We start from the raw sequence: 20,961 nt of genomic DNA on the forward strand, positions 1-20,961 counted from the left end.
GATGAAAATATTGAAGTTAAAAGATAGTATTAAAATGTCATTTAATGATCTAAAAAATAGAAAATTTCGTACATTTATAACCTGTTTTTCTGTAAGTATTGGAGTAGCTTTAATAATTATTATGTCCTCTCTTGGACAAGGGCTAAAAAATTGGGCAAAAACCCAAGCAAATACTATGAATAATTTAAAAACTATAGCTGTATCTCCAAAGGAAGATGGAAAAAAACAGTTAAACAAAGATACAATCTCTGAATTCAAAAAAATTAAAGGGGTAGTTTCCTTATCTTCCAGATTAAATTCTACTATAACTTCTACTAATTTAAATAATAAATCTACCTCAACTACTTCTATTATAGGTATAGATTTAAAAAACAAAACATTTTTAAATTCTGATATAGAAATTGTAAAATCTAAAAATAAAAATGGCAGTCCAATCCTATATGGTAAAGATTTAGATTCAACCTCACAAAATGAAGCTTTAGTTGGAGAAGTTTATCTTAAAAGACTTGGAATAAAAGACTTTAAAAATGCCCTTAATAAAACTATCAAATTAAATTTAGAAATTCCAAATAAAAGACCTTTATCAATTTCCCTTAAAATTAAAGGAATTATAAACAAATCATATAAAGTAGAATCTAGAAAAATTATAGTTCCTTTAGATATAGCTGAAAAATTTAATAATTATGCTGAAGGACTTTCTACTTCTTCATTAACTGGCAAACTTTCTAGTGTAGTATTAGAAACTAACAATATGAACGACACTGAAAAAGTAGCTTCAAAAGTTAAATCAAAAGGATTTGAAGCTAGTACAAATGCAAAACAAATTAAACAATCTAAATCTCAAATGGATATATTAAATGCTCTTTTAATAGCTGGAGGTGTTATTGTCCTTTTAGTTTCTTCCATTGGAGTTGTAAATACTATGTCCATGGCTGTATATGAAAAAACTAAATCAATAGGAATTATGAAAGCTTTAGGGGCTTCTAAGAAAAATATAAAGGGAATATTTTTAGTTCAATCAGCTTCTTTAGGCTTTCTAGGAGGATTACTAGGATTTATAATATATCTAATTGCATACACATCTTTAGATAAATATCTTGTAAATATGATATCTAAAAAAGGTTCAGCTTCCATGGATAGTTTTTTAGTATTTAATCCTACATTTATTTTAATAGCTATACTTCTTGCAACAATAATATCCATGATTGCAGGACTTATACCTTCTTCTAAAGCAGCAAAATTAGATCCTGTAGAAACACTAAGTTATGAATAATGAAATAAACATATAATTTATTCTAATAACAACAAAACAAGAGGATTTCAATTATAAAAATTTATCCTCTTGTTTTTTACTATAAAATCAATCTTTAATTTCTCCTTTATTCATAAACATTGTTCTTACCTAAGCTTTTAGCTTTATATAACTTAGAATCAACATAATCTATTATTTCATCTATACAATATTCTTCATCAGACACATTTAAACAATCGTATTCTAAATCTTCTATATTTCCTACCCCTAAACTAATTGTAACTTTTATATTTTCTCCTTTAAAAATAAATTCATGTTTCTCTATAGAAGTTTTAATTTTATTAGCTATAGCTAACCCTTTCTTTTTAGAAACATTATTTAATACTAATATAAATTCATCTCCTCCATATCTAGCTATCCAAGCATTATCTTTTTCTATAAGTCTTGAAATAATTCTAACAATTTCTTTTAAAACCTTATCTCCCACTATATGACCATAGCTATCATTAATAAGTTTAAAATTATCTACATCAAACATCATTATACAAGCATTTACTCTTTGTGCTTTACAATTTGCTATATCTAAAAGTAATCGCTTACTCATATATCTTCTATTATAAGCCTTAGTAAGTTCATCTTTCATAAGTAGTTCTTCTATATTTGAAAACATTGTATCTAATAAATCCTCATCATCATTATGTTTTTCTAATATGTTTTCTGTAGTTATCTCTTTAAAAGTTTCAAGTACATATCTTTCACCTTTTATTTTTATAGGAGATGCTACTATCATAAAAATTTTATTTTTATTAAACAATGCTATCTTCATAAAAGTATTATTTTCTCTATAGGCTTTTATACCTATACAATCTGTACAGACTTTTTTTCTACCTAAAATCCCACAACATTTACCATTGTTTTCAATTTTCAATCTACCAGTATGAAGTATAACTTCATTAGTTATAGGATTAACTATTCTTATAACATCGTATAAATCTTGTAATAATTCTATCTGCTTTTTTGCATTAATCATACCATCACATTCCTTATATACATATAATTTATACTTACTAGATTATATGTGCTTTTATTATTTATGATACATATTATCATAAACAGATATGAATGTTAATAAAAAAAACAAAATTTAACATTTTATATGTTACAGCACAAATTTATTTAATATTTAAAAATATTTTGTTCGCATGTTATCGTTTACTTATCATAGTATAACTATATTATTAATACTTTATATTATGTGACTTTTATATTATTTATAAATTAAATCATCAGTTATAATATTTTCTAAGCTACACTCATTGTTTTTTATTACCTTCCATTTTAAATTAATTCTCTTCAATGTAACCTTACCATTTAATGATTTTTTATGATTCTTCTTATCCTTTAAACAATATAAATTTAACTTTACATTATAAGCATAAGTAACAGAACTATCTTTATTTTGTTGGAATTTTTTAACTAATACATCTTCTACAGAAATACTATATTTTAAAGCTGTTGCCATTAAAACTAATACCATGGGAGTTTGATCTTCCCACAATTCATTATAAGCTTCACTTGTCATTAACTTTTTTAAATTCAACTTAGAGTTTATAGCATCTACATTTAATTTATTAACATTGTGAGGAAGCTTTATAGTGTATAATTCATTAATATATTTTTTCAACAATTTTTCTGATTCCTTTTTTGTACTATTTATATCACCACAGCCTGTAACAAAAATAACTACTATTATGGTTAGCAATAATATTGCATTTTTTTTCTTCATAAAAGTTCCTCCCGTATTTAAATAAAAAACTCCAAAAAATTATATACTAGCTATTAATAATCTCGTAAATTATAAATAAGAATTAATATATAGTTTAACATTTTATCTACCTAAATTATTATATAACAAAGTATTGGGAGAATTATGTAAATATAGTTAATAAATTATTAATTTTACCCTTTAACTCAGTAAAATACCAGTTTTAATGCATTTTAACTAAAATTTTCTATTATCATATTAAAATAAATATTACCCTACTCACTAATTATTTATTAAAAGCTGCCTTATTAGAAAAATATCTTTTAGGAACAGATGAAATTAATTCTCTTGTATATTCCTCAGTAAAGGAATTTAATCCAATTTTTTTATTTTCAATATCTTCTACCAGTTTCCCATCCTTCATAACCATAATTCTATCACACAAATAATCAACTGACATTATATCATGAGATATAAATAATATAGAAGTATTGTACTTATTTCTTAATTTTTTTATCATATCTAGTATATATGCTTGAGTACATACATCTAAACTGGATGTTATTTCATCACATATAAGTACTCTAGGTTTTAAAAGCAATGCTCTACATATATTTATTCTTTGTCTTTCTCCACCACTTATTTTAGAAGGATATCTACTTAATATACTTTCATCTAAACTAGCAAAATTTATAAGATTTTTAATCTCTTTTATTTTATCCTCTTTACTTTTTTCTTTAAAATGATTATTTAAAGGTTCCATTAAAGAATCTATTACTTTTAAATTAGGATTTAAAGAACAATAAGTATCTTGAAATATTACTTGAACCTGTTTTCTAAAAATATTCATTTCTTTTTTTCTTATATCCCAAATGTCTTTCCCATTATATATTATAGTTCCTCTAGTTGGTTTTTCTAGTCTAACAAGTAATCTAGCTAAAGTACTCTTACCACATCCGCTTTCCCCTACTAATCCTAATATTTCATTTTTATTTAAACTAAAAGAAATATCATTTACTGCATTAATGCTTTTAGCTTTATTTTTAAATATGGTTAACTTACTTTTATAATTCTTGGTTAACCCTAAAACTTTTAACATGTAGAAATTACCTCTCTTTTAAAAGTAGCCTTCATAAGCTTTTTTGTATATTCTTCCTGTGGATTATTAAATATTTTTTCTTTTTTACCTTTCTCTATTAACTTTCCATTTTTCATAACTATAACATCCTCTGCTATTTCGTCTACTACAGCAAAATCATGAGTTATCATAAGTATGGTAGTCTTAAATTTTTCATTAATGATTTTAAATTGCTTTAAAATTTCTTTTTGACTCTTTAAATCTAAGGCAGTAGTTGGCTCATCTGCTATTAAAAGATCTGGCTTAATTATAATTGATACTGCTATCATCATTCTTTGAAGCATTCCTCCACTTAGTTGAAATGGATATTGTTTTAATATGCTTTCAGGATTATTTAAATTTATTTTTTCCATTATATCAATTAGCTTTTTTCTAATACAACCTTTATCAACAGAAAAATGACTAGAAATCATATTATATATTTGGTTTTCCATTGTTAAAGAAGGATTAAAACAGTTTATGGAATTTTGAAATATAGTAAAAATCTCTTTTCCTCTTATTTTTCTTATTCTTTCCTCTGAAAGGATTAATAAATTTTCACCTTTAAACATAATATTACCAGAAGAAATCTCTATATCTTTTGGTAACATTTTTATTATTGATCTTGACGTAATGGTTTTCCCACTGCCACTTTCTCCTACTATACAAGTTATCTTACTTTTCTCTAATGAAAAATTTATTTTATCTATTATATTTTTATTTTCTAATTTAGATTTTATAGTAAGATTATTTATATCTAATATTTTCATATATATCTCCTTAACCTATAACCTAATTTCTTAGTTTAAAACTAAAATGCATAACAAAACTATAAGGTATATTTAGAAAGCTTGTTTTTAATTTCATCACCTATAAAATTTATGCTAAGCATAGAAACTATTATAAATAGCCCTGGAAATAAAGCTACCCACCAAGCTCCTGCAAGTATATCACTTTGAGCATTATTAAGCATATTTCCCCATGAAGGTATTCCTTCCTTTACTCCTATTCCTAAAAAACTCATAGAAACCTCCATAAAAACTGCTTCAGAACAGTTTAATATAGCTACAACTAATATAGCTGATATACTATTTTTAAGAAGATGATTTATCATTATTTTAATTGTAGGAGTTCCTAATACTTTTGCCACTTTAACATAATTTTTATTTTTTATACTAATAAATTGGGCTCTAACTATTCTAGCTGTTTTAAGCCATCCTGTAAATCCTATAATCAAAATCATACTTAAAACTCCCCCTCTTACTATAGATTGAAATGCTAACATTACAACAAGAGAAGGAATTGATAAAAAAGAATCTAAAATTCTCATCATAAAACTATCAATAATTCCTCCAAAATACCCACTTATTCCTCCATAAACTATTCCTATAATTGTAGAGATCATAACAGAAAAAATAGCTATACTCAAAGATACTCTTCCACCATATAAAATTCTAGAAAAAATATCTCTTCCAACATTATCTGTTCCCATAATATGTATACTGTTTGGTTTTAATAAAACCTCATTCAAATTAACTTCTGAAGGATTAAATTTGCATATAACTGGAGCTATAATAGACATTAATATTATAACTAAAAGAACTATAAACCAAAATTTACATAGTATCTTTTTCACTGTATCACCTACTTTCTAAGATGGGGATTTAATATAATTTCAATAATATCTATAATCATAATGGTTAAAACAACTAGTATTCCTGTTACAAAAATGCATCCCATCAAAAGAGGATAATCTCTAGAATTAGCAGATTTAGCCATAAGCATTCCTATCCCTGGAAAAGAAAACACAGTTTCTATCATAACTGTTCCACCAAAAAAAGAAGGTATATTTATACCTAAATAATTAATAAAAGGAATGATAGAATTTTTTAATATTCCTTTTTTTATATTATTTTCTAAAACACCATTTGCTCTAGCTACCATAACATAATATTTATTGTCTTCCTCTTTAATTTTTTCAGAAATAAACCTAGCATATGCTCCTACATGTATAATAACTATAGATAAAACTGGCATTATTAAGTGTTTAATCCTATCTATAAATCCTCCCCCATCTATTGCTATATTCCCTGATGAAGGCAAAATCCTTATAGATACAGAAAAAATAAATATTAATATTAACCCTAACCAAAAAGATGGTATGCAATAAAAGAATATGCTAAAAAAATTTAATATTCTATCCCAAAGGGATCCTTTATTAAAACCTGCTTTAATTCCAAATAAAATAGAAAATATTACTATTAATATTATGGAGCTTATTAGTAAAAAAAGTGTGTTTGGAATTCTTTCTTTCAATATATGACTAACCTTTCTTCCTTCTATATAAGATATTCCCATATCACCTTTAAGCATTTGACTTGACCATTTTATGTATCTTTCTAATACTGGTTTATCTAATCCATAGTTTTCAACAATTCTTTGTCTTTCTATTTTATTTAAGTTATCTGCTTTTCCTCCATAAATAGCTACAGCCGGGTCACCCGGCGCAGCATTTATAATAAGAAAAGATATAATACTTAAGAAACCTATTACTATAATTCCTTGTATTAATCTTTTGCTTATAAATTTTAATATCATCTTATGTTCCACTCCTCAACATTCCATAAAAAGCCCATTCCATGATGTCCAAGTATCTTTTCTTTTATACCTGTAACTCTCTTGTTAACACCATATAATGCTTTTAAGTAAACATTAAAATTAAAGGGAGGATCAGAAACTAATTCCTTTTGAAATTCATTATATAAATTTTTTCTTTCACTCTTATTTTCAGTTGTTCTAGCCTTTTCAAGAAGATCATCTACTTTAGCATTTGAATAAGCACCAAAATTATTTCCCCCCTCTATTTGACTTGAATGAAATAATTTATATGTATGATCATCTGCATCATATGGACTTCCCCATCCTAATACAAAAGCATCACACTTATCTATTTCTATAGCATTCCAATCTAAAGCTTCAACTTTAACATTAACACCTAATTTTTTAAATTGTGAAGCTAGATAATTTGCTATTTTAACTCTAACTTCATCTGTTTTAGGAGCAGTTAAAGTAAATGAAAATTCTTTTCCATCTTTTCTTCTTATTCCATCAGAACCTTTTTTAAATCCTGCATCATCTAATAGCTTATTAGCTTTTTCTAAATCATAAGTGTATTTTTCTACTTTTTCATTATTAAACTCATTAAATTGTATTGGAGAATAGGCTACTTTTCCATATCCTAAAAGTATCCCTTTAACCATAGCTTTTCTATCTACTGCATAGTTAAAAGCTTTTCTAACATTAACATCTTTCCATATATCTTTTCTCATATTATACATAAAACATCTATAATCTGCTGTATCTAATTTATAAACTTTTACATTATCTGATTTATCAAATTTTTCTACTTGACTAGGTTCCAAATAAGCTACATCAATTTCTCCAGTTTTAAGTTGCATAGCTCGAACATTATAATCTGGTATAAATTTAATTACAATTCTATCTATATTTCCTAATTTATCTTTATCATAATAATCTTTAAACTTACTTAAGGTTAAACTACTTCCTTTTTTCCATTCTTCAACTTTATAAGGGCCTGTACCTATTGGTTTTTGATTAAATTTAGCATTATTTATATCTTTACCTTCAAGAGCATGCTTAGGTATTATTCCTAGGGTCATCTTATCTAATAATGCTGGAAAAGGTTTATCTAGCTTTATTTTAAGTTCATAATCTCCTGTAGATTTTATACTCTTTATTTCTTTAAACTCCGGTCTTAGTTCTGAATTTACCTTTTCGTTTTTTATTGAATTCACTGTAAATATAACATCTTCTGCTTTAACATTACTTCCATCATGAAATTTAACATCTTTTCTCAATTTAAATTCATAGGTTAATCCATCTTTAGATTTACTATAAGATTTTGCTATATCACATTTAGGCTTGTTATTTTTATCAAATTTCATAAGACCTCTAAATATTAAATTAGTAGTATATCCTGTAGTTAATATTGGATTTAGTTTTTCATCTTCAAACTCGGAACCATATATTAAAGTTTTATCCTTACTTTTTTCACTTGTGTCCACCTTTTTACTAGAACACCCTACAAGTATAAAAGATAAAGATAAAATCCCAATAATTAAACTACATATCATTTTATTCTTTAATAATTTTTTTTTCATAAGTATTCCTCCTAAAGTAGTCAATAATATTTACTTATATAAAGAAGCAATTTTCATTCCAATACAATATATTAGAAATCATTCATATTTTTATAAAAAAATCACTTATAATTTTCAAAATGAGATTTTTGCAGTATCATTTTGAGATATTTTTTTAAATTTCTCACTTTGATACCTATTTATATTTCTATTAAACAAAAAAAGTAAAGGTTTAACTTTACTTTTTAAGATTAATTTTAAATTTTAATAAATATACTAAGTTGAATTTATTATCTTTTCTTAAAGGCTTAAAACTAATATATATATATTAATTATAACAATATAATTTAACTTATATTGTTTTAATCAAGCTTTAAATATATAATCAACTCTCATATACCCTTTCTGAAGCACTGCTTCTAGCTAAAATATACTACTTTGTTATAACATTGTCAATATTTTTTACTAAATTTTACATAAATTTTCCATATTATATCATATTTAATGGTACATTTAAATATTATTAATTTAGGGCATTTTCAACTAATTTAATGAGGTGATATTATGAATTGTCTAAGCGAAAACAAATATAAAGATGAATTACCTTTAAATACTATAAAAAAAATAAAATCTATATTGCAAAAATTAGGTATATATACTATAGAACATAACTGGAAAAATTCTGTTAAAGGTTTTTATTCTGTTAGAGTAACCATTAAAGAAACCACTCTTGGAACAAATGGAAAAGGAACTACTCCTATATATGCTTTAGCTAGTGCATATGGTGAACTCATGGAAAGATTACAAAATCAATCATTTTTCAAACTATCAATTGACGTAAGTGATGAATGTTTTAAATATAAAGGCTTTTATTATGCTCCTGATGAAAAGCCTATGACAGCTGATGAATTTTTAAATAGTAATGATGATTGGACCAAATATCAGCTAAGTTCCTCAAAAGACTCTATAAACAAAAGAACATTAATGAAAAAATGGCAAAATATATCCTATGAAAAAACACCTTACGATTTCATAAGCCTTCCTTATATAAATATAAACAACAATAAACTATCCTATATACCTATAAAAATGATATCTAAAATGTATATGTCAAATGGTATGTGTGCAGGAAATTCTCCTGAAGAAGCTTTAGTTCAAGGAATGTCTGAAATATTTGAAAGATATGTAAATATAAAAATAATAAAAGAAAAAATAAATCCACCTAATGTTCCATCAGAATATATTAAAAAATATCCTAAAATATACTCAATGATAGAATCTTTACAATCATCTGGCAAATACAAAGTTTTAGTTAAAGATTGTTCTTTAGAAAAATCTTTGCCAGTAGTATGCGTAATACTTATAAATAGACAAGATAAAACTTATTTTTTAAAATTCGGATGTCACCCTGCAGTAGAAATAGCTTTAGAGAGGACTTTAACTGAATTACTCCAAGGACAAGATATAAAAAAAATGATTGGAAGCACCCCTTATTCATATAATCCTAAAAATGTAGATAGCTACAACAATCTCCTTGGAATATTAACTACTGGTGGTGGAACTTATCATTCAAATATATTCACTAAAAAATTTTCATATAAATTTAAAGGATTTATAGATAATTCAAATTTAAACAATAAAGAAATGCTTAAATATTTAGTAGATTTACTAAAAGAAAACGGATATGATACTTTTATAAGAGATTCTTCATATTTAAATATCCCTGCATACCACATAATTGTACCTGGTTTTAGTGAAATAGAGCCTTTTGATTTTGTTGAATCTTTAGATAAATACAGCAAATTTATAAACTTAAAAAAAGTAATTAGAAATATAAATTCTTTAGATAATAACAAGATCAAAGAAACTCTTGATTATATCAAAGAGGATAAAGATTATAATCCTTTTGTACCTGTAACAAAACTTATAAGTACTTCTATAGACGGCTTTACTCCTTGGTATTATTCAACCCTTGGATTATTTCTAGCAGCTTGTTACTATAAAATAGGTGATTTTAAAAATTCATATGAACAAATGGATATATTTATAAATGCATCTAAATTTAATTATCCCAATTTAAAATTATATAACTATTATAAATGTGTAAGAGATTACATTGGCTGTAAAGCTGCTAATTTATCTTTTAAAGACACTATAAATTCTCTTAATACTTTTTATTCAAAATCAATGATGAAATCTGTAATAAAAGAATTTAGAAAACCTGAAAATATATTTTCATATTTTGGTTGCATGACCTGTTGGAATTGTTCTAAGTGCATCTTTAAAAATACCTGTTCTTACAAAAAAGTAGAAAAAATATATAAAATATTAAAAAATCAAAGTTCTATAAGTAATATACATCAAGAAAATCTTAGAAAACTTTTAGATTAATAGTTTTTAATAGGAATAATTATATTTTTTCATTAAACTGAATTTTTTTTATTAATTGATTAACACTCCCTAAGCATACTTAATATACAGTATGTTTTTTATATACAATATAAAAAGAGCTAAAATATTTTAGCTCTTTTATATGTTTATACTATTATTTAGTATTCTTCAATATCAAATCGATTCATTTTGCAATCACACATTGGTTCCATTTTCATTCCATCCATTTGCTCCATTTGTTGCATCTGCATCCCATCCATACATTGCATTGGTTGCATTTGCATTGTACACATTCCTTGCATTGGCTGCATTTGCATTCCATCCATGCCTTGCATTGCTTGCATTGGCATTACACACATACATTGCATTGGTTGCATTTGCATACAATACATCCCTTGCATTGGCTGCATTTGCATTCCATCCATGCCTTGCATTGGTTGCATCGGTTGCATTGGTTGCATTTGCTGCATCTGTTGCATCTGTTGCATCTGTTGCATTTGCTGCATTTGATCCATTTGTTGCATTGATTCCATTTTCTTCATTTCATATTTATCTTTCATATCTTTATCTTCTTTAGTTTTAGTTTCTTTCATATGATCCATGCATTTACATTGGTTCATATTCATATCCCCCATTGATTGCATTTGATCCATAGATTTCATACACTTCATTAATACACCTCATTATAAAAAATTATTACATTACTATAATATGTTTGATTTAACTTTTTGCTATGCTTTTTTTATATATTTAATGTAAATTTGTTTTACCACATTATTCTTCTCATTTCATTTCCAGTAAATCTATCAATTGAACTATCTGAATCTCTTACATCAAATCTTTTTTTACACTTGCAAGGATTAATATTTAATATATAATTATATTTTATAGCATGCTTCATTTCATCTGTTAAAATGGTAAGAATCATGTCTCTATAACATCTACTAGGTATTCCTTGTCTTATTACTCTATATTTTTCCATAGCTTTTAATTCACCAAATATAGCTTTTTTTATTCCATTTATATAAGATTTTGGTTTTTCATAATCACCAGAATCTTCATTTTCCTTCAATTGTATACCTGTATAACATTTGTATATTTCCTTAAACCACTTAGCATGTTTTTTTTCATCTTTTTTTATACTTTTTATTATTTCTTTTTCTTCTTTAGTTGGAGCTTTAGACATCAAATAGTCATAAAACATCTGATCTGATTTTTCATCTTTAACTGCCTCTTTTATAAGATTTAATGAAATACATAATGCTTCTCTTGTAAAATCCATACCATAGTTACTACAACATCCTGCTTTATGCATTGGCATTGTATATGGGATACCATAGTTCATCATACAAATATATCTCCTTTATTATTGAATCCTCTTTCAGTATATTCTAAATTAGTTTTTTAGTACCTTGTCCAAAGTATTTTGTTTAAATATCTAAATACAAAATAAAAGAAGTCAATTTTAAATTTGACTTCTTAATAAAACAAATTTTTTTATATATTTTAAAATTATAATATTAGCCACCTAAAGTAATATCTTGATCATCATACCATTTTAAAGCATCATAAAATTGCTTTTCCTTAAAATCTGGCCAATAATCATTTACTACATAAAAATCAGAATAAACAGACTGAACTGGTAAAAAACCACTTAATCTTCTTCTACCTCCCCATCTTATAATTAAATCTATCCTAGAAACATCATAAGAATTTATATTCTTCTTTATAGTCTTTCTATTAGTACTATTATTTTCTTTTAAATTAGCTAAATCCCATTCCCAGCCATAATTAACTAGAAAGTTTACTTTTATACCACCATTACCAAATTTTTTTCTTTTAAAAGTATATGGTAATAATTCTTTTGGAAACATTTGAGATCTAGTATTTCCCAAAACTAATAAAGAAGCATCTTCTTTAGACAACATATTAACAGCTTTTACACAAGCATCAGTAAAAGCTTTCCTTTGTAATTTAGGCCTTTTAGTATTATCTGTTGTAAACCCATAATAGGTTATTTCTTTCACTCCTAATTTTTCGCAAAGTTTAAAAACTTTAACTCCAGGAATCAATCCAAACATATATCCTTTTTCCTTGTTAAATCCTTCTCTTTGAGCCCATCTTCTATTGCCATCTGGTATTAATCCTATATGATCTGGAATTCTCATAGTATTCCTCCTTAAGTGTATATGTATATGTGCCTCTAATATATTTATTGTTAATTTAAGGTATAAAAAATATTATTATATATTATTTACAATTTAATCCTTATTTAAACAATTTTATTATTATAGAATAAAAAATATTTTAAAAAATTTTCAAAGGGCTCAATTTTTTTCATAAAATTCCATAATTTTATTGACTTAAATAAATGCATATGATATCATTTGAACGAATTAAAGAAACTATAATTTATAATTTAATATTTTAAAGTTTACGTGTTACTGATTCGATCAGGCATGAGTAAAGCTTGCAATAATTAGCTTTTATTTACATCTACTTATATGTAAATATTTTCTAATTAAAGTTTTACTCATGCCTTTTGTTTTTTTAGTAATCACTATTACTAGTAAAATAATTTAATACAAGAGAGGAGATTTTAAATGTTTAAAAAATCATTTGGTGTTTTACAAAAAGTAGGTAAATCACTTATGCTTCCAGTTGCATTGCTACCAGCAGCAGGATTATTACTAGCATTTGGTAGTACATTTCAACAAGATAACTTTTTAAATCTTGTTCCAGCACTCAATAACCCTGGATTCCAAGCTTTTGCAAAAGTCATGGCTGAATCAGGTAATATAATTTTTGCTAACTTAGCTTTAATTTTCGCAGTAGGTGTTGCCGTAGGACTTGCAGGGGGAGAAGGCGTTGCAGGACTTGCAGCTATAGTTGGTTTCTTAATTATGAATACTACTATGGGCCTTGCAACTGGTGTTCATTCTAGCATGATTGGTCAAGCTCATCCTGAATATGCAAATGTTCTAGGTGTTCCAACACTTCAAACTGGTGTATTTGGCGGTATTATAATCGGTATTATTGCAGCAGCATTATATAATAAATTTCATAATATAGAGTTACCTTCATACTTAGGTTTCTTTGCGGGAAAAAGATTTGTTCCAATAATAACTGCAACATTTGCAATAATTGTTGGTTTAATAATGGTAGTTATTTGGCCACCAATTCAAACTGGATTAAATACATTCTCACATAATATGATAGATGCAAACAAAACTTTAGCAGCTTTTGTTTTTGGTGTTATTGAAAGAGCTTTAATTCCATTTGGATTACATCATATATGGTATAACCCATTCTGGTTCCAATTTGGAGAATACATAGATAAAGCTGGGCAATTAGTAATGGGAGACAATAAAATATTCTTTGCTCAACTTAGGGATGGTATCCCATTTACAGCAGGTACATTCATGACTGGTAAATTTCCATTCATGATGTTTGGTCTTCCAGCAGCAGCTTTAGCTATATATCAAGAAGCTAAACCTGAAAAGAAAAAACTTGTTGGTGGTATAATGGCATCTGCAGCTTTAACTTCATTTTTAACAGGTGTAACAGAACCACTTGAATTCTCATTTTTATTTGTTGCTCCAATATTATTTGGAATTCACTGTATATTTGCAGGTTTATCATTTATGGTAATGGAAATGTTAAATGTAAAAATAGGTATGACATTCTCTGGTGGTGTAATTGACTTCTTACTACTTGGTGTTATTCCAAATAGAACAAAATGGTGGCTTGTAATTCCTGTTGGTTTATGTTTCTCAGTAATTTATTACTTTGGATTTAAATTTGCTATTAGAAAATGGAATTTAAAAACTCCAGGTCGTGAAGATGATTCTGAAGGTCAAGTTTCAACTAACGTTAAAGGTGGTAAATTAGCTGCAGGAGTACTAAAAGCTTTAGGTGGAAAAGAAAACTTAGCAAACTTAGATGCTTGTATAACTCGTTTACGTGTAGATGTTAAAGATCCTAAAAAAGTAGATAAACCTGAACTAAAAAGATTAGGTGCTTCTGGTGTTATGGAAGTAGGAAACAGTTTCCAAGCTATCTTTGGACCAAAATCCGACCAATTAAAAGAACAAATCAAAGATGTTATTGCAGGAAAAATAATAACTGACGATGTAGATGTAGATAACACTCCTAAAAAAGCTGTTTCTGTAGATGATGATGATTTATTTGTTGCTCCTATAGATGGTAAAATAGTTTCTATAACTGAAGTTCCAGACCAAGTATTTTCTGAAAAAATGATGGGTGATGGATTCGCTATAGAACCTAAAAATGGTAATGTAGTTTCACCAGTAAACGGAACAATAACTACTGTATTCCCAACTAAACATGCTATTGGAATAACAGCTAATAACGGACTTGAATTACTAGTTCATTTTGGATTAGATACAGTAAATCTTAAAGGTGAAGGATTAGAAGCTTTAGTAGAGCAAGATTCTAAAGTTAAAGCTGGAGATCCTATACTAAAAGTTGATATAGACAAAATCAAAAATAAAGTACCTTCAATTGTAACTCCTATAGTATTTACAAATTTACCTGAAGGTAAAAAATTAGAAGTTAAACTTAACAAAGAAGTTAAACGTGGTGAAAAAGACATTGTAACTATAAAATAATAAAAAACTGTAACTGATTAATCAGTTGCAGTTTTTTTTATTATTTTACTTTACTTAACTATTTAATTACTATATATTAATCTTAAATCCTTAAATATATCTAAGTTATAATCTTTTCATATCTATACTGGTAAATCCTATATCTAATGTCATAAACTAAATATAGACAACCCTCCTATTTTCTTATAATATGTAAATAACTTGTATTTTAACTGAAATTATTTAAAATTTACAATAAACAAATATACTTTTATTTTTTATTTTTATTATTTAGGAGGTTGTTATTCAATGTATAATCCGCTAGATTCAAAATCTTTTAAGCCTTTCATTTTACTCCCCTTATTATTTACTATTATATTTTTACACTGTTCTATAAAAGTATCTGCTTCTAATATAAATAAAAACACTTCTCATTCTATATACTTAAATTTTAGAAAACATACCATATCTTTAAGACTTCTAAAAATGAACAACAAATTAGATAACCGTATTACAAAACTAACTAATTCAAATAAAGATTCCTCTAAAAAAACCCTTTACTCAATAGATAAAAATAATTATACTAAAAAAATATCTAGATCAATTACTGTAAAAAAGTCTATTAATAAAAACCCAGTTAAAAATACGGATACTAGTAATCTAGATTTATTAGCAAGACTTGTAAAAGCAGAAGCTGAAGGACAACCTTATAAAGCTCAAGTAGCCGTTGCAGCAGTAGTTTTAAACAGAATGAAAAGTTCAAAATTCCCTAACTCTATAAAATCTGTTATATACGATAAAAGTGATGGACATTATCAATTTACTCCTACAGCTAACGGATTTATTAACAAAAAGTCCTCTTCTATATCTTTAAAAGCAGCTAAAGAAGCATTACAAGGCTCTGATCCAAGCAATGGTGCTTTATATTATTTTGACGATTCTACTAAAAATAAATGGCTCTTAAAAAAACCTAAAAGCATAAAAATAGGCAATATGATTTTTGCATATTAATAATATGTAAGATTAAACTTTTTCTCCTTTTTATCAATATCAATTTTTATAACATCAACCTTTTTTACTTTTGAAAAAGGAGTTCCTATTCTTATTTTTGTTAAAAATTTTTCTATATCTGTACCTTTACCCTGTATTTCTATAGCTACAGAACCATCATCACAATTTTTTACCCATCCTGTTAACTTATAAGACTTTGCTATATAATAAGTAAAATATCTAAATCCAACACCTTGTACTTTACCATAAACATTAACTAAATATCTATTCATTTTATCCCTCCCTAATCATATTATAAACTGTATTTTAGATACTATAATAATTAAATTATAACTTATTTTATTTAAGTTATAATTTAATATTCTTTTTTATTCTATTTTACTTTCTAAGTAGTATAATTTGTAAAGGGTATCTATGTATTTAAACCCTTTTTTTTGTATTTTTAGTTGTTAATTCTTTAACGCAAAGACAAATATGTATATAATCTATATGTAGTATTCATATGATTTTTTTAATTAATTACAAAAGAGGGGATGAAACATGACTACATTTTACGCAGAAATTATAGGAACTGCACTAATGATTATTTTAGGAAATGGTGTTATTTCTAATGTACTTTTAAAAGAAAGCAAAGGATATAATTCTGGTTGGATAGTTATAGCAACTGGTTGGGGCCTTGCTATTGCTCTTCCAGTAGCTTTATTTGCAAGCATAAGTGGTGCTCAATTTAACCCAGCAGTTACCCTTTCACTTGCTACTGTAGGAGAACTTTCTTGGAGTAAAGTCCCTATGTACATAGGAGCTCAAACAATAGGCGCTTTTTTAGGAGCTTTTATTGTATGGCTTATGTATAAACCTTATTTTGATAAAACAGATGATTCTAAAGAAGTTTTATCTTGTTTTTCAACAGTACCAGCTATAAGAGGACATGCTGGAAGTTTTATAGCAGAAGTTTTAGGTACATTTGTTTTAGTTTTTGGAGCTTTAGGAATAGGAGCTCAGAAATTTTCTCCAGGAGTTTCAGCAGCTTTAATAGGATCAATAGTTTGGGCCTTAGTTCTTTCACTTGGAGGACCTACAGGCTGTGCATTAAATCCAACTAGAGACTTAATGCCTAGAATTGCTCACACTATTTTACCTATGAAAACAAAAGGAAATTCTGATTGGTCTTATGCTTGGATTCCAATAATAGCACCAATTGTAGGTGGAATACTAGGAGCTATTACATATACTTCTTTATTTTAATGAAAATATTAGATAACCTTTAATACATAAAATAGATAAAAATAGCAACCCCATAGTATATTTAAATATATTTTAAATTATACAATTACAATATATCCTCAAAGCTTAAGATTTTATAAAATAAAAAGTCTTACTAAAAATAATAAAAAATATTATTTTTAGTAGACTTTTTATTTTATATAACAATAAGTTTATTTTAAATATTTTTTCACTTCATCACAGGATAGCTTTCTTCCAGATACAACTACCTTGCCATCAATTACTAGTGCTGGAGTTTTCATAACTCCATATGATAGAACTTTTCCCATATCTGTTATATATTCTACTTTAGCATCTAATCCTAATTCTTTCACAGCTTCTCTTACTTCTTTATCCATGCTATTACAACTACAACATCCTGATCCTAATACTTTAATATCCATAAATACACGCTCCTTTATTTTTATAGCAAAAGCTATTTGGTATTTTTATTTATATTTCTAAAAAATATCATTTTAATTATTAAATAATATTTTTATTACAAATTTAATATCTAATTTAAAAACGGTGCAATAAAATTAAACAAATATCCTACTAAAATAATTCCTATACCTGTGACTACTATAAACAAAGCAATTAATTTAGGTTTTATTACTTTTCTAAGTAATATCATCTCTGGAAGAGATAATGCTACAACTGCCATCATAAATGATAGAGCAGTGCCAATCCCCACACCTTTTTTTATAAGAGCTTCTGCAATAGGTATAGTTCCTAATGCATTAGCATACAATGGTATTCCAGCTATTACTCCAACTATAACTGCAAAAGGATTTTCCCTACCTGCATATCTAGATAACAAAGATTCTGGAGCCCAACCATGAATAAATGCTCCTATTAAAATTCCAATTATAAGGTATATCCATATTCTTTTTATAATATCTTTTACAGAATCTACAGCAAATTTTACTCTTTCCTCTCTTGTCATAGATTTAATTTCTGCTTCTCCAACTTTTATTTTATATACATATTCTTCTACTTGATTTTCCATATGAAACAAACTTATAACTATTCCGCCTACTACTCCTATAACTACCCCTGTAATCACATATAATATTGCTACCTTAATTCCAAAAGAAGCAAGCAATATAGTAAAAGCTGCTTCATTTACTATAGGCGATGTTATAAGAAATGAAAAAGTAACTCCTATAGGTATGCCTGCTTCTACAAATCCAATAAACAAAGGAACTGAAGAACAAGAACAAAATGGAGTAACTATTCCTAATATAGAAGCCATAATATTAGCTTTTATACCACCAAATTTTTCTAGTATTTTTTTCGTTTTCTCCGGTGAAAAGAAACTTCTTATATAAGATATAATAAAAATCATTATTGCAAGCAATATCAAAATTTTTATAGTATCATAAAAGAAAAAATGAATGCTACCTCCAAGTTTTGTATCCATGGAAATTTTAAATATATTTTCTACCAAAAATCTTATTAAATTATCTAACCAAGTAAACATAGCTAGCCTCCTTATAGTAATTTTTATATTATTTTATAAGTATTTCATAAAATAACTAATTAATTATATTCTAATATACTTTCTAAAAAATGTTCTAGCTCAAAGGCTAGAATCTAATTTTTATACCATCTCTTCAATTATCTTTATTATGTCTAATATTTTCTTATCATTTATACTATAATGAACCCACATTCCTTTTTTACTGCTATTTAAGATATTTGCATCTTTTAATATTTTTAGATGTTGTGATAAATTAGACTGACTAAATTCTACATCTTTATTTAGCTCACAAACGCATTTTTCTTCATCTTGTAATTTCTTTATTATTTTTAGCCTTATAGGATGAGCTAAAGCTTTGAAAATTTTAACTTCTTTTTCCATAGAGTTCATAAAACCCTTCCCTTCTTTAGCTAAGATATTAGTAATTAACTTATTTATTTTAAATACATTAGTACATATATTACAAGTATTTAAATTTATAGTATATAAGTAATTTCTAATATGCTTATATTATATTCTATGTTATAAATTTTGTCAATATATTATTAAATTTATTTTTTTTCATAGGGATCTGTGCCTATAAAATTTACTGCTAATGTTGTTATTGGTATAGTAAATATAAGTCCTATACTACCACATAAAGCTTGAAGTATTTCTGCTGACATAACATCTTGATTTAACATTCTTTCAAAAGGAAGATTATAAGATGCCATAAGTATAAGAGTATACATAGCTCCTCCTGCATAAGCAAGTATTAAAGTATTAGCCATGGTTCCCATTATATCTCTACCAACATTAAATCCCGCTTTTATAAGCTCCATATTAGTCATTGCTGGATTATTAGCTTTTACTTCCTTCATTGAAGATGCTATAGACATACTTATATCCATTACTGCACCTAATGCTCCCATAAGTATTCCTGCAAATAATAGCCCTTTAAAATCAAATTTAGTATTTCCAGTTATATATATAACCATTTGAGCTTCTTCATCTCCAAGTCCCAATATTTGAAGAATAGAACTACTAATAAGCGCTATAATACCTGCTATCATAACTCCTCCTAAAGTTCCTATTATAGCAGCAAAGCTTTTCTTATTTTTTCCACTTATTATAAGTAAATTTATTATACTAACTCCTATACATATTATAACAGAGGATATAATAGGACTAAAGCCAGACATTATAAGAGGTATTAGTATCTTTAAGACTGCATATCCTGTTATCATAAGTGCCAGTACTGATCTAACCCCTTGCATTCCTCCCATTAAGGATAAAAGTAAAAAGAATACAACAACTATTCCTAATATGTATTTATATCTAACTATCTCATATATATATGATTTAGTAATTTTATTATTTTTGTCTGCCTCTATATTTACAAATACTTCGCTTCCTTTTTTGGCAGATATCTGATGCTTTGCTTTATCACTTACTAGGTTATCCATAGTAATTACTTTACCTTTAAATTCTCCATTTAAAATTTTCACTTTAACTTTACTTCTACTTAGTTGATTTTTAGATTTACTGTCTTGGAGCACTTCTATAACTTTCCCATGAGTAACATCATTTCTTATATATCCACTAGGGAAAAGCATTATTATAGCAACTATTATAGTAAAAACTAAAATTCTTATATCTGACTTTGATAACTTTTTTATCTTAGTCTTTAAGTTATTCCATATTTTCATATTAGTCTCCTTTCTAGTATATAAGCCTATATAATTATAAATCTTTTACAATAAATATACTACATGAAATATGAAATATAATTAAAATTTAATATTTAAGATAAAAATTATGAATTTTAATAAGTTATATATAACTTTGCCTATAAATATAATTATTTTTAAATAAAAACAAATAAGATTATTAATAAACTTTTATAAAAAATAAACTTTGCAGATTTTTA

At 26.2% G+C, this 20,961-nt stretch carries 20 protein-coding genes; 5 read left to right on the top strand and 15 right to left on the bottom strand.

Annotation, left to right across the window (positions count from 1 at the left end; genetic code table 11):
- The first annotated feature begins 10 nt into the window (after nt 1–10).
- Nucleotides 11–1,273: an ABC transporter permease gene (locus tag ABDZ71_RS10115; protein WP_343761326.1), complete on the top strand. Its 1,263-nt coding sequence runs from the start codon at nt 11–13 to the stop codon at nt 1,271–1,273.
- A gap of 106 nt (nt 1,274–1,379) precedes the next feature.
- On the opposite strand, the gene ABDZ71_RS10120 is transcribed toward ABDZ71_RS10115, so the two are convergent.
- The 7 genes from ABDZ71_RS10120 to ABDZ71_RS10150 form a co-directional block, all read right to left on the bottom strand.
- Nucleotides 1,380–2,282 (bottom strand): GGDEF domain-containing protein, encoded by a 903-nt coding sequence (locus tag ABDZ71_RS10120; protein ID WP_343761328.1) that lies wholly within the window; start codon nt 2,280–2,282, stop codon nt 1,380–1,382.
- 237 nt (nt 2,283–2,519) lie between these two features.
- A complete protein-coding gene (locus tag ABDZ71_RS10125; protein ID WP_343761330.1) occupies nt 2,520–3,038 on the bottom strand; it encodes a hypothetical protein in 519 nt (172 codons plus the stop codon).
- A gap of 265 nt (nt 3,039–3,303) precedes the next feature.
- On the bottom strand, nt 3,304–4,116 hold the full coding sequence (locus ABDZ71_RS10130) for an ABC transporter ATP-binding protein (RefSeq protein WP_343761332.1): 813 nt from the start codon (nt 4,114–4,116) through the stop codon (nt 3,304–3,306).
- A complete protein-coding gene (locus ABDZ71_RS10135) occupies nt 4,110–4,904 on the bottom strand; it encodes an ABC transporter ATP-binding protein (RefSeq protein ID WP_343761334.1) in 795 nt (264 codons plus the stop codon). The genes ABDZ71_RS10130 and ABDZ71_RS10135 overlap by 7 nt, the downstream gene beginning before the upstream one ends.
- A gap of 59 nt (nt 4,905–4,963) precedes the next feature.
- Complete coding sequence (locus ABDZ71_RS10140) at nt 4,964–5,716, bottom strand: ABC transporter permease (protein WP_343761511.1); 753 nt, start codon at nt 5,714–5,716, stop codon at nt 4,964–4,966.
- Nucleotides 5,717–5,778: 62 nt separating this feature from the next.
- A complete protein-coding gene (locus tag ABDZ71_RS10145; RefSeq protein ID WP_343761336.1) occupies nt 5,779–6,732 on the bottom strand; it encodes an ABC transporter permease in 954 nt (317 codons plus the stop codon).
- Complete coding sequence (locus tag ABDZ71_RS10150) at nt 6,729–8,315, bottom strand: ABC transporter substrate-binding protein (RefSeq protein ID WP_343761338.1); 1,587 nt, start codon at nt 8,313–8,315, stop codon at nt 6,729–6,731. The genes ABDZ71_RS10145 and ABDZ71_RS10150 overlap by 4 nt, the downstream gene beginning before the upstream one ends.
- Before the next feature lie 543 nt (nt 8,316–8,858).
- Here ABDZ71_RS10150 and ABDZ71_RS10155 point away from each other — a divergent pair.
- Entirely contained in the window at nt 8,859–10,685 is a 1,827-nt protein-coding gene (locus ABDZ71_RS10155) for a YcaO-like family protein (protein WP_343761340.1), read from the top strand.
- A gap of 158 nt (nt 10,686–10,843) precedes the next feature.
- On the opposite strand, the gene ABDZ71_RS10160 is transcribed toward ABDZ71_RS10155, so the two are convergent.
- The 3 genes from ABDZ71_RS10160 to ABDZ71_RS10170 form a co-directional block, all read right to left on the bottom strand.
- Complete coding sequence (locus ABDZ71_RS10160; protein ID WP_343761342.1) at nt 10,844–11,356, bottom strand: hypothetical protein; 513 nt, start codon at nt 11,354–11,356, stop codon at nt 10,844–10,846.
- Between the two features lie 95 nt (nt 11,357–11,451).
- Nucleotides 11,452–12,033, bottom strand: coding sequence for a ferritin family protein (locus tag ABDZ71_RS10165; RefSeq protein ID WP_343761344.1), 582 nt, complete (start codon nt 12,031–12,033; stop codon nt 11,452–11,454).
- 172 nt (nt 12,034–12,205) lie between these two features.
- Nucleotides 12,206–12,853, bottom strand: a complete 648-nt coding sequence (locus ABDZ71_RS10170; RefSeq protein ID WP_343761346.1) for an undecaprenyl diphosphate synthase family protein — start codon at nt 12,851–12,853, stop codon at nt 12,206–12,208.
- Between the two features lie 435 nt (nt 12,854–13,288).
- On the opposite strand from ABDZ71_RS10170, the gene ptsG reads away from it, so the two are divergent.
- The gene (ptsG, locus tag ABDZ71_RS10175; protein ID WP_343761348.1) at nt 13,289–15,316 is read left to right on the top strand and encodes a glucose-specific PTS transporter subunit IIBC; all 2,028 of its coding nucleotides are present in this window, start codon (nt 13,289–13,291) and stop codon (nt 15,314–15,316) included.
- A gap of 288 nt (nt 15,317–15,604) precedes the next feature.
- The gene (locus ABDZ71_RS10180; protein ID WP_343761350.1) at nt 15,605–16,306 is read left to right on the top strand and encodes a cell wall hydrolase; all 702 of its coding nucleotides are present in this window, start codon (nt 15,605–15,607) and stop codon (nt 16,304–16,306) included.
- Here the strand turns inward: ABDZ71_RS10180 and ABDZ71_RS10185 are convergent.
- Nucleotides 16,303–16,578, bottom strand: a complete 276-nt coding sequence (locus tag ABDZ71_RS10185; RefSeq protein ID WP_343761352.1) for an acylphosphatase — start codon at nt 16,576–16,578, stop codon at nt 16,303–16,305. The two genes, ABDZ71_RS10180 and ABDZ71_RS10185, sit on opposite strands and share 4 nt — an antisense overlap.
- A 268-nt stretch (nt 16,579–16,846) precedes the next feature.
- On the opposite strand from ABDZ71_RS10185, the gene ABDZ71_RS10190 reads away from it, so the two are divergent.
- Nucleotides 16,847–17,551, top strand: coding sequence for an MIP/aquaporin family protein (locus ABDZ71_RS10190; protein WP_343761354.1), 705 nt, complete (start codon nt 16,847–16,849; stop codon nt 17,549–17,551).
- Nucleotides 17,552–17,742: 191 nt separating this feature from the next.
- On the opposite strand, the gene ABDZ71_RS10195 is transcribed toward ABDZ71_RS10190, so the two are convergent.
- The 4 genes from ABDZ71_RS10195 to ABDZ71_RS10210 form a co-directional block, all read right to left on the bottom strand.
- Entirely contained in the window at nt 17,743–17,973 is a 231-nt protein-coding gene (locus ABDZ71_RS10195) for a thioredoxin family protein (protein ID WP_343761355.1), read from the bottom strand.
- A gap of 110 nt (nt 17,974–18,083) precedes the next feature.
- Nucleotides 18,084–19,052 (bottom strand): permease, encoded by a 969-nt coding sequence (locus ABDZ71_RS10200; protein ID WP_343761357.1) that lies wholly within the window; start codon nt 19,050–19,052, stop codon nt 18,084–18,086.
- A 120-nt stretch (nt 19,053–19,172) separates the two neighbouring features.
- Entirely contained in the window at nt 19,173–19,442 is a 270-nt protein-coding gene (locus ABDZ71_RS10205) for an ArsR/SmtB family transcription factor (RefSeq protein WP_425544706.1), read from the bottom strand.
- Nucleotides 19,443–19,603: 161 nt separating this feature from the next.
- Nucleotides 19,604–20,740, bottom strand: coding sequence for a YibE/F family protein (locus tag ABDZ71_RS10210; protein ID WP_343761359.1), 1,137 nt, complete (start codon nt 20,738–20,740; stop codon nt 19,604–19,606).
- Nucleotides 20,741–20,961 lie beyond the last annotated feature (221 nt).

The organism is Clostridium oceanicum (assembly GCF_039521385.1).
Taxonomy (GTDB): domain Bacteria; phylum Bacillota; class Clostridia; order Clostridiales; family Clostridiaceae; genus Clostridium_F; species Clostridium_F oceanicum.

Excerpts from the sequence above, each read along its gene's own strand:
- ABDZ71_RS10185 (WP_343761352.1), bottom strand. The coding sequence starts at position 16,578 with ATGAATAGATATTTAGTTAATGTTTATGGTAAAGTACAAGGTGTTGGA.
- ABDZ71_RS10165 (WP_343761344.1), bottom strand. The coding sequence starts at position 12,033 with ATGATGAACTATGGTATCCCATATACAATGCCAATGCATAAAGCAGGA.
- ptsG (WP_343761348.1), top strand. The coding sequence starts at position 13,289 with ATGTTTAAAAAATCATTTGGTGTTTTACAAAAAGTAGGTAAATCACTT.
- ABDZ71_RS10195 (WP_343761355.1), bottom strand. The coding sequence starts at position 17,973 with ATGGATATTAAAGTATTAGGATCAGGATGTTGTAGTTGTAATAGCATG.
- ABDZ71_RS10150 (WP_343761338.1), bottom strand. The coding sequence starts at position 8,315 with ATGAAAAAAAAATTATTAAAGAATAAAATGATATGTAGTTTAATTATT.
- ABDZ71_RS10120 (WP_343761328.1), bottom strand. The coding sequence starts at position 2,282 with ATGATTAATGCAAAAAAGCAGATAGAATTATTACAAGATTTATACGAT.
- ABDZ71_RS10200 (WP_343761357.1), bottom strand. The coding sequence starts at position 19,052 with ATGTTTACTTGGTTAGATAATTTAATAAGATTTTTGGTAGAAAATATA.
- ABDZ71_RS10160 (WP_343761342.1), bottom strand. The coding sequence starts at position 11,356 with ATGAAGTGTATGAAATCTATGGATCAAATGCAATCAATGGGGGATATG.
- ABDZ71_RS10205 (WP_425544706.1), bottom strand. The coding sequence starts at position 19,442 with ATGAACTCTATGGAAAAAGAAGTTAAAATTTTCAAAGCTTTAGCTCAT.
- ABDZ71_RS10170 (WP_343761346.1), bottom strand. The coding sequence starts at position 12,853 with ATGAGAATTCCAGATCATATAGGATTAATACCAGATGGCAATAGAAGA.
- ABDZ71_RS10190 (WP_343761354.1), top strand. The coding sequence starts at position 16,847 with ATGACTACATTTTACGCAGAAATTATAGGAACTGCACTAATGATTATT.
- ABDZ71_RS10155 (WP_343761340.1), top strand. The coding sequence starts at position 8,859 with ATGAATTGTCTAAGCGAAAACAAATATAAAGATGAATTACCTTTAAAT.
- ABDZ71_RS10145 (WP_343761336.1), bottom strand. The coding sequence starts at position 6,732 with ATGATATTAAAATTTATAAGCAAAAGATTAATACAAGGAATTATAGTA.
- ABDZ71_RS10130 (WP_343761332.1), bottom strand. The coding sequence starts at position 4,116 with ATGTTAAAAGTTTTAGGGTTAACCAAGAATTATAAAAGTAAGTTAACC.
- ABDZ71_RS10140 (WP_343761511.1), bottom strand. The coding sequence starts at position 5,716 with ATGTCTATTATAGCTCCAGTTATATGCAAATTTAATCCTTCAGAAGTT.
- ABDZ71_RS10135 (WP_343761334.1), bottom strand. The coding sequence starts at position 4,904 with ATGAAAATATTAGATATAAATAATCTTACTATAAAATCTAAATTAGAA.
- ABDZ71_RS10210 (WP_343761359.1), bottom strand. The coding sequence starts at position 20,740 with ATGAAAATATGGAATAACTTAAAGACTAAGATAAAAAAGTTATCAAAG.
- ABDZ71_RS10125 (WP_343761330.1), bottom strand. The coding sequence starts at position 3,038 with ATGAAGAAAAAAAATGCAATATTATTGCTAACCATAATAGTAGTTATT.
- ABDZ71_RS10180 (WP_343761350.1), top strand. The coding sequence starts at position 15,605 with ATGTATAATCCGCTAGATTCAAAATCTTTTAAGCCTTTCATTTTACTC.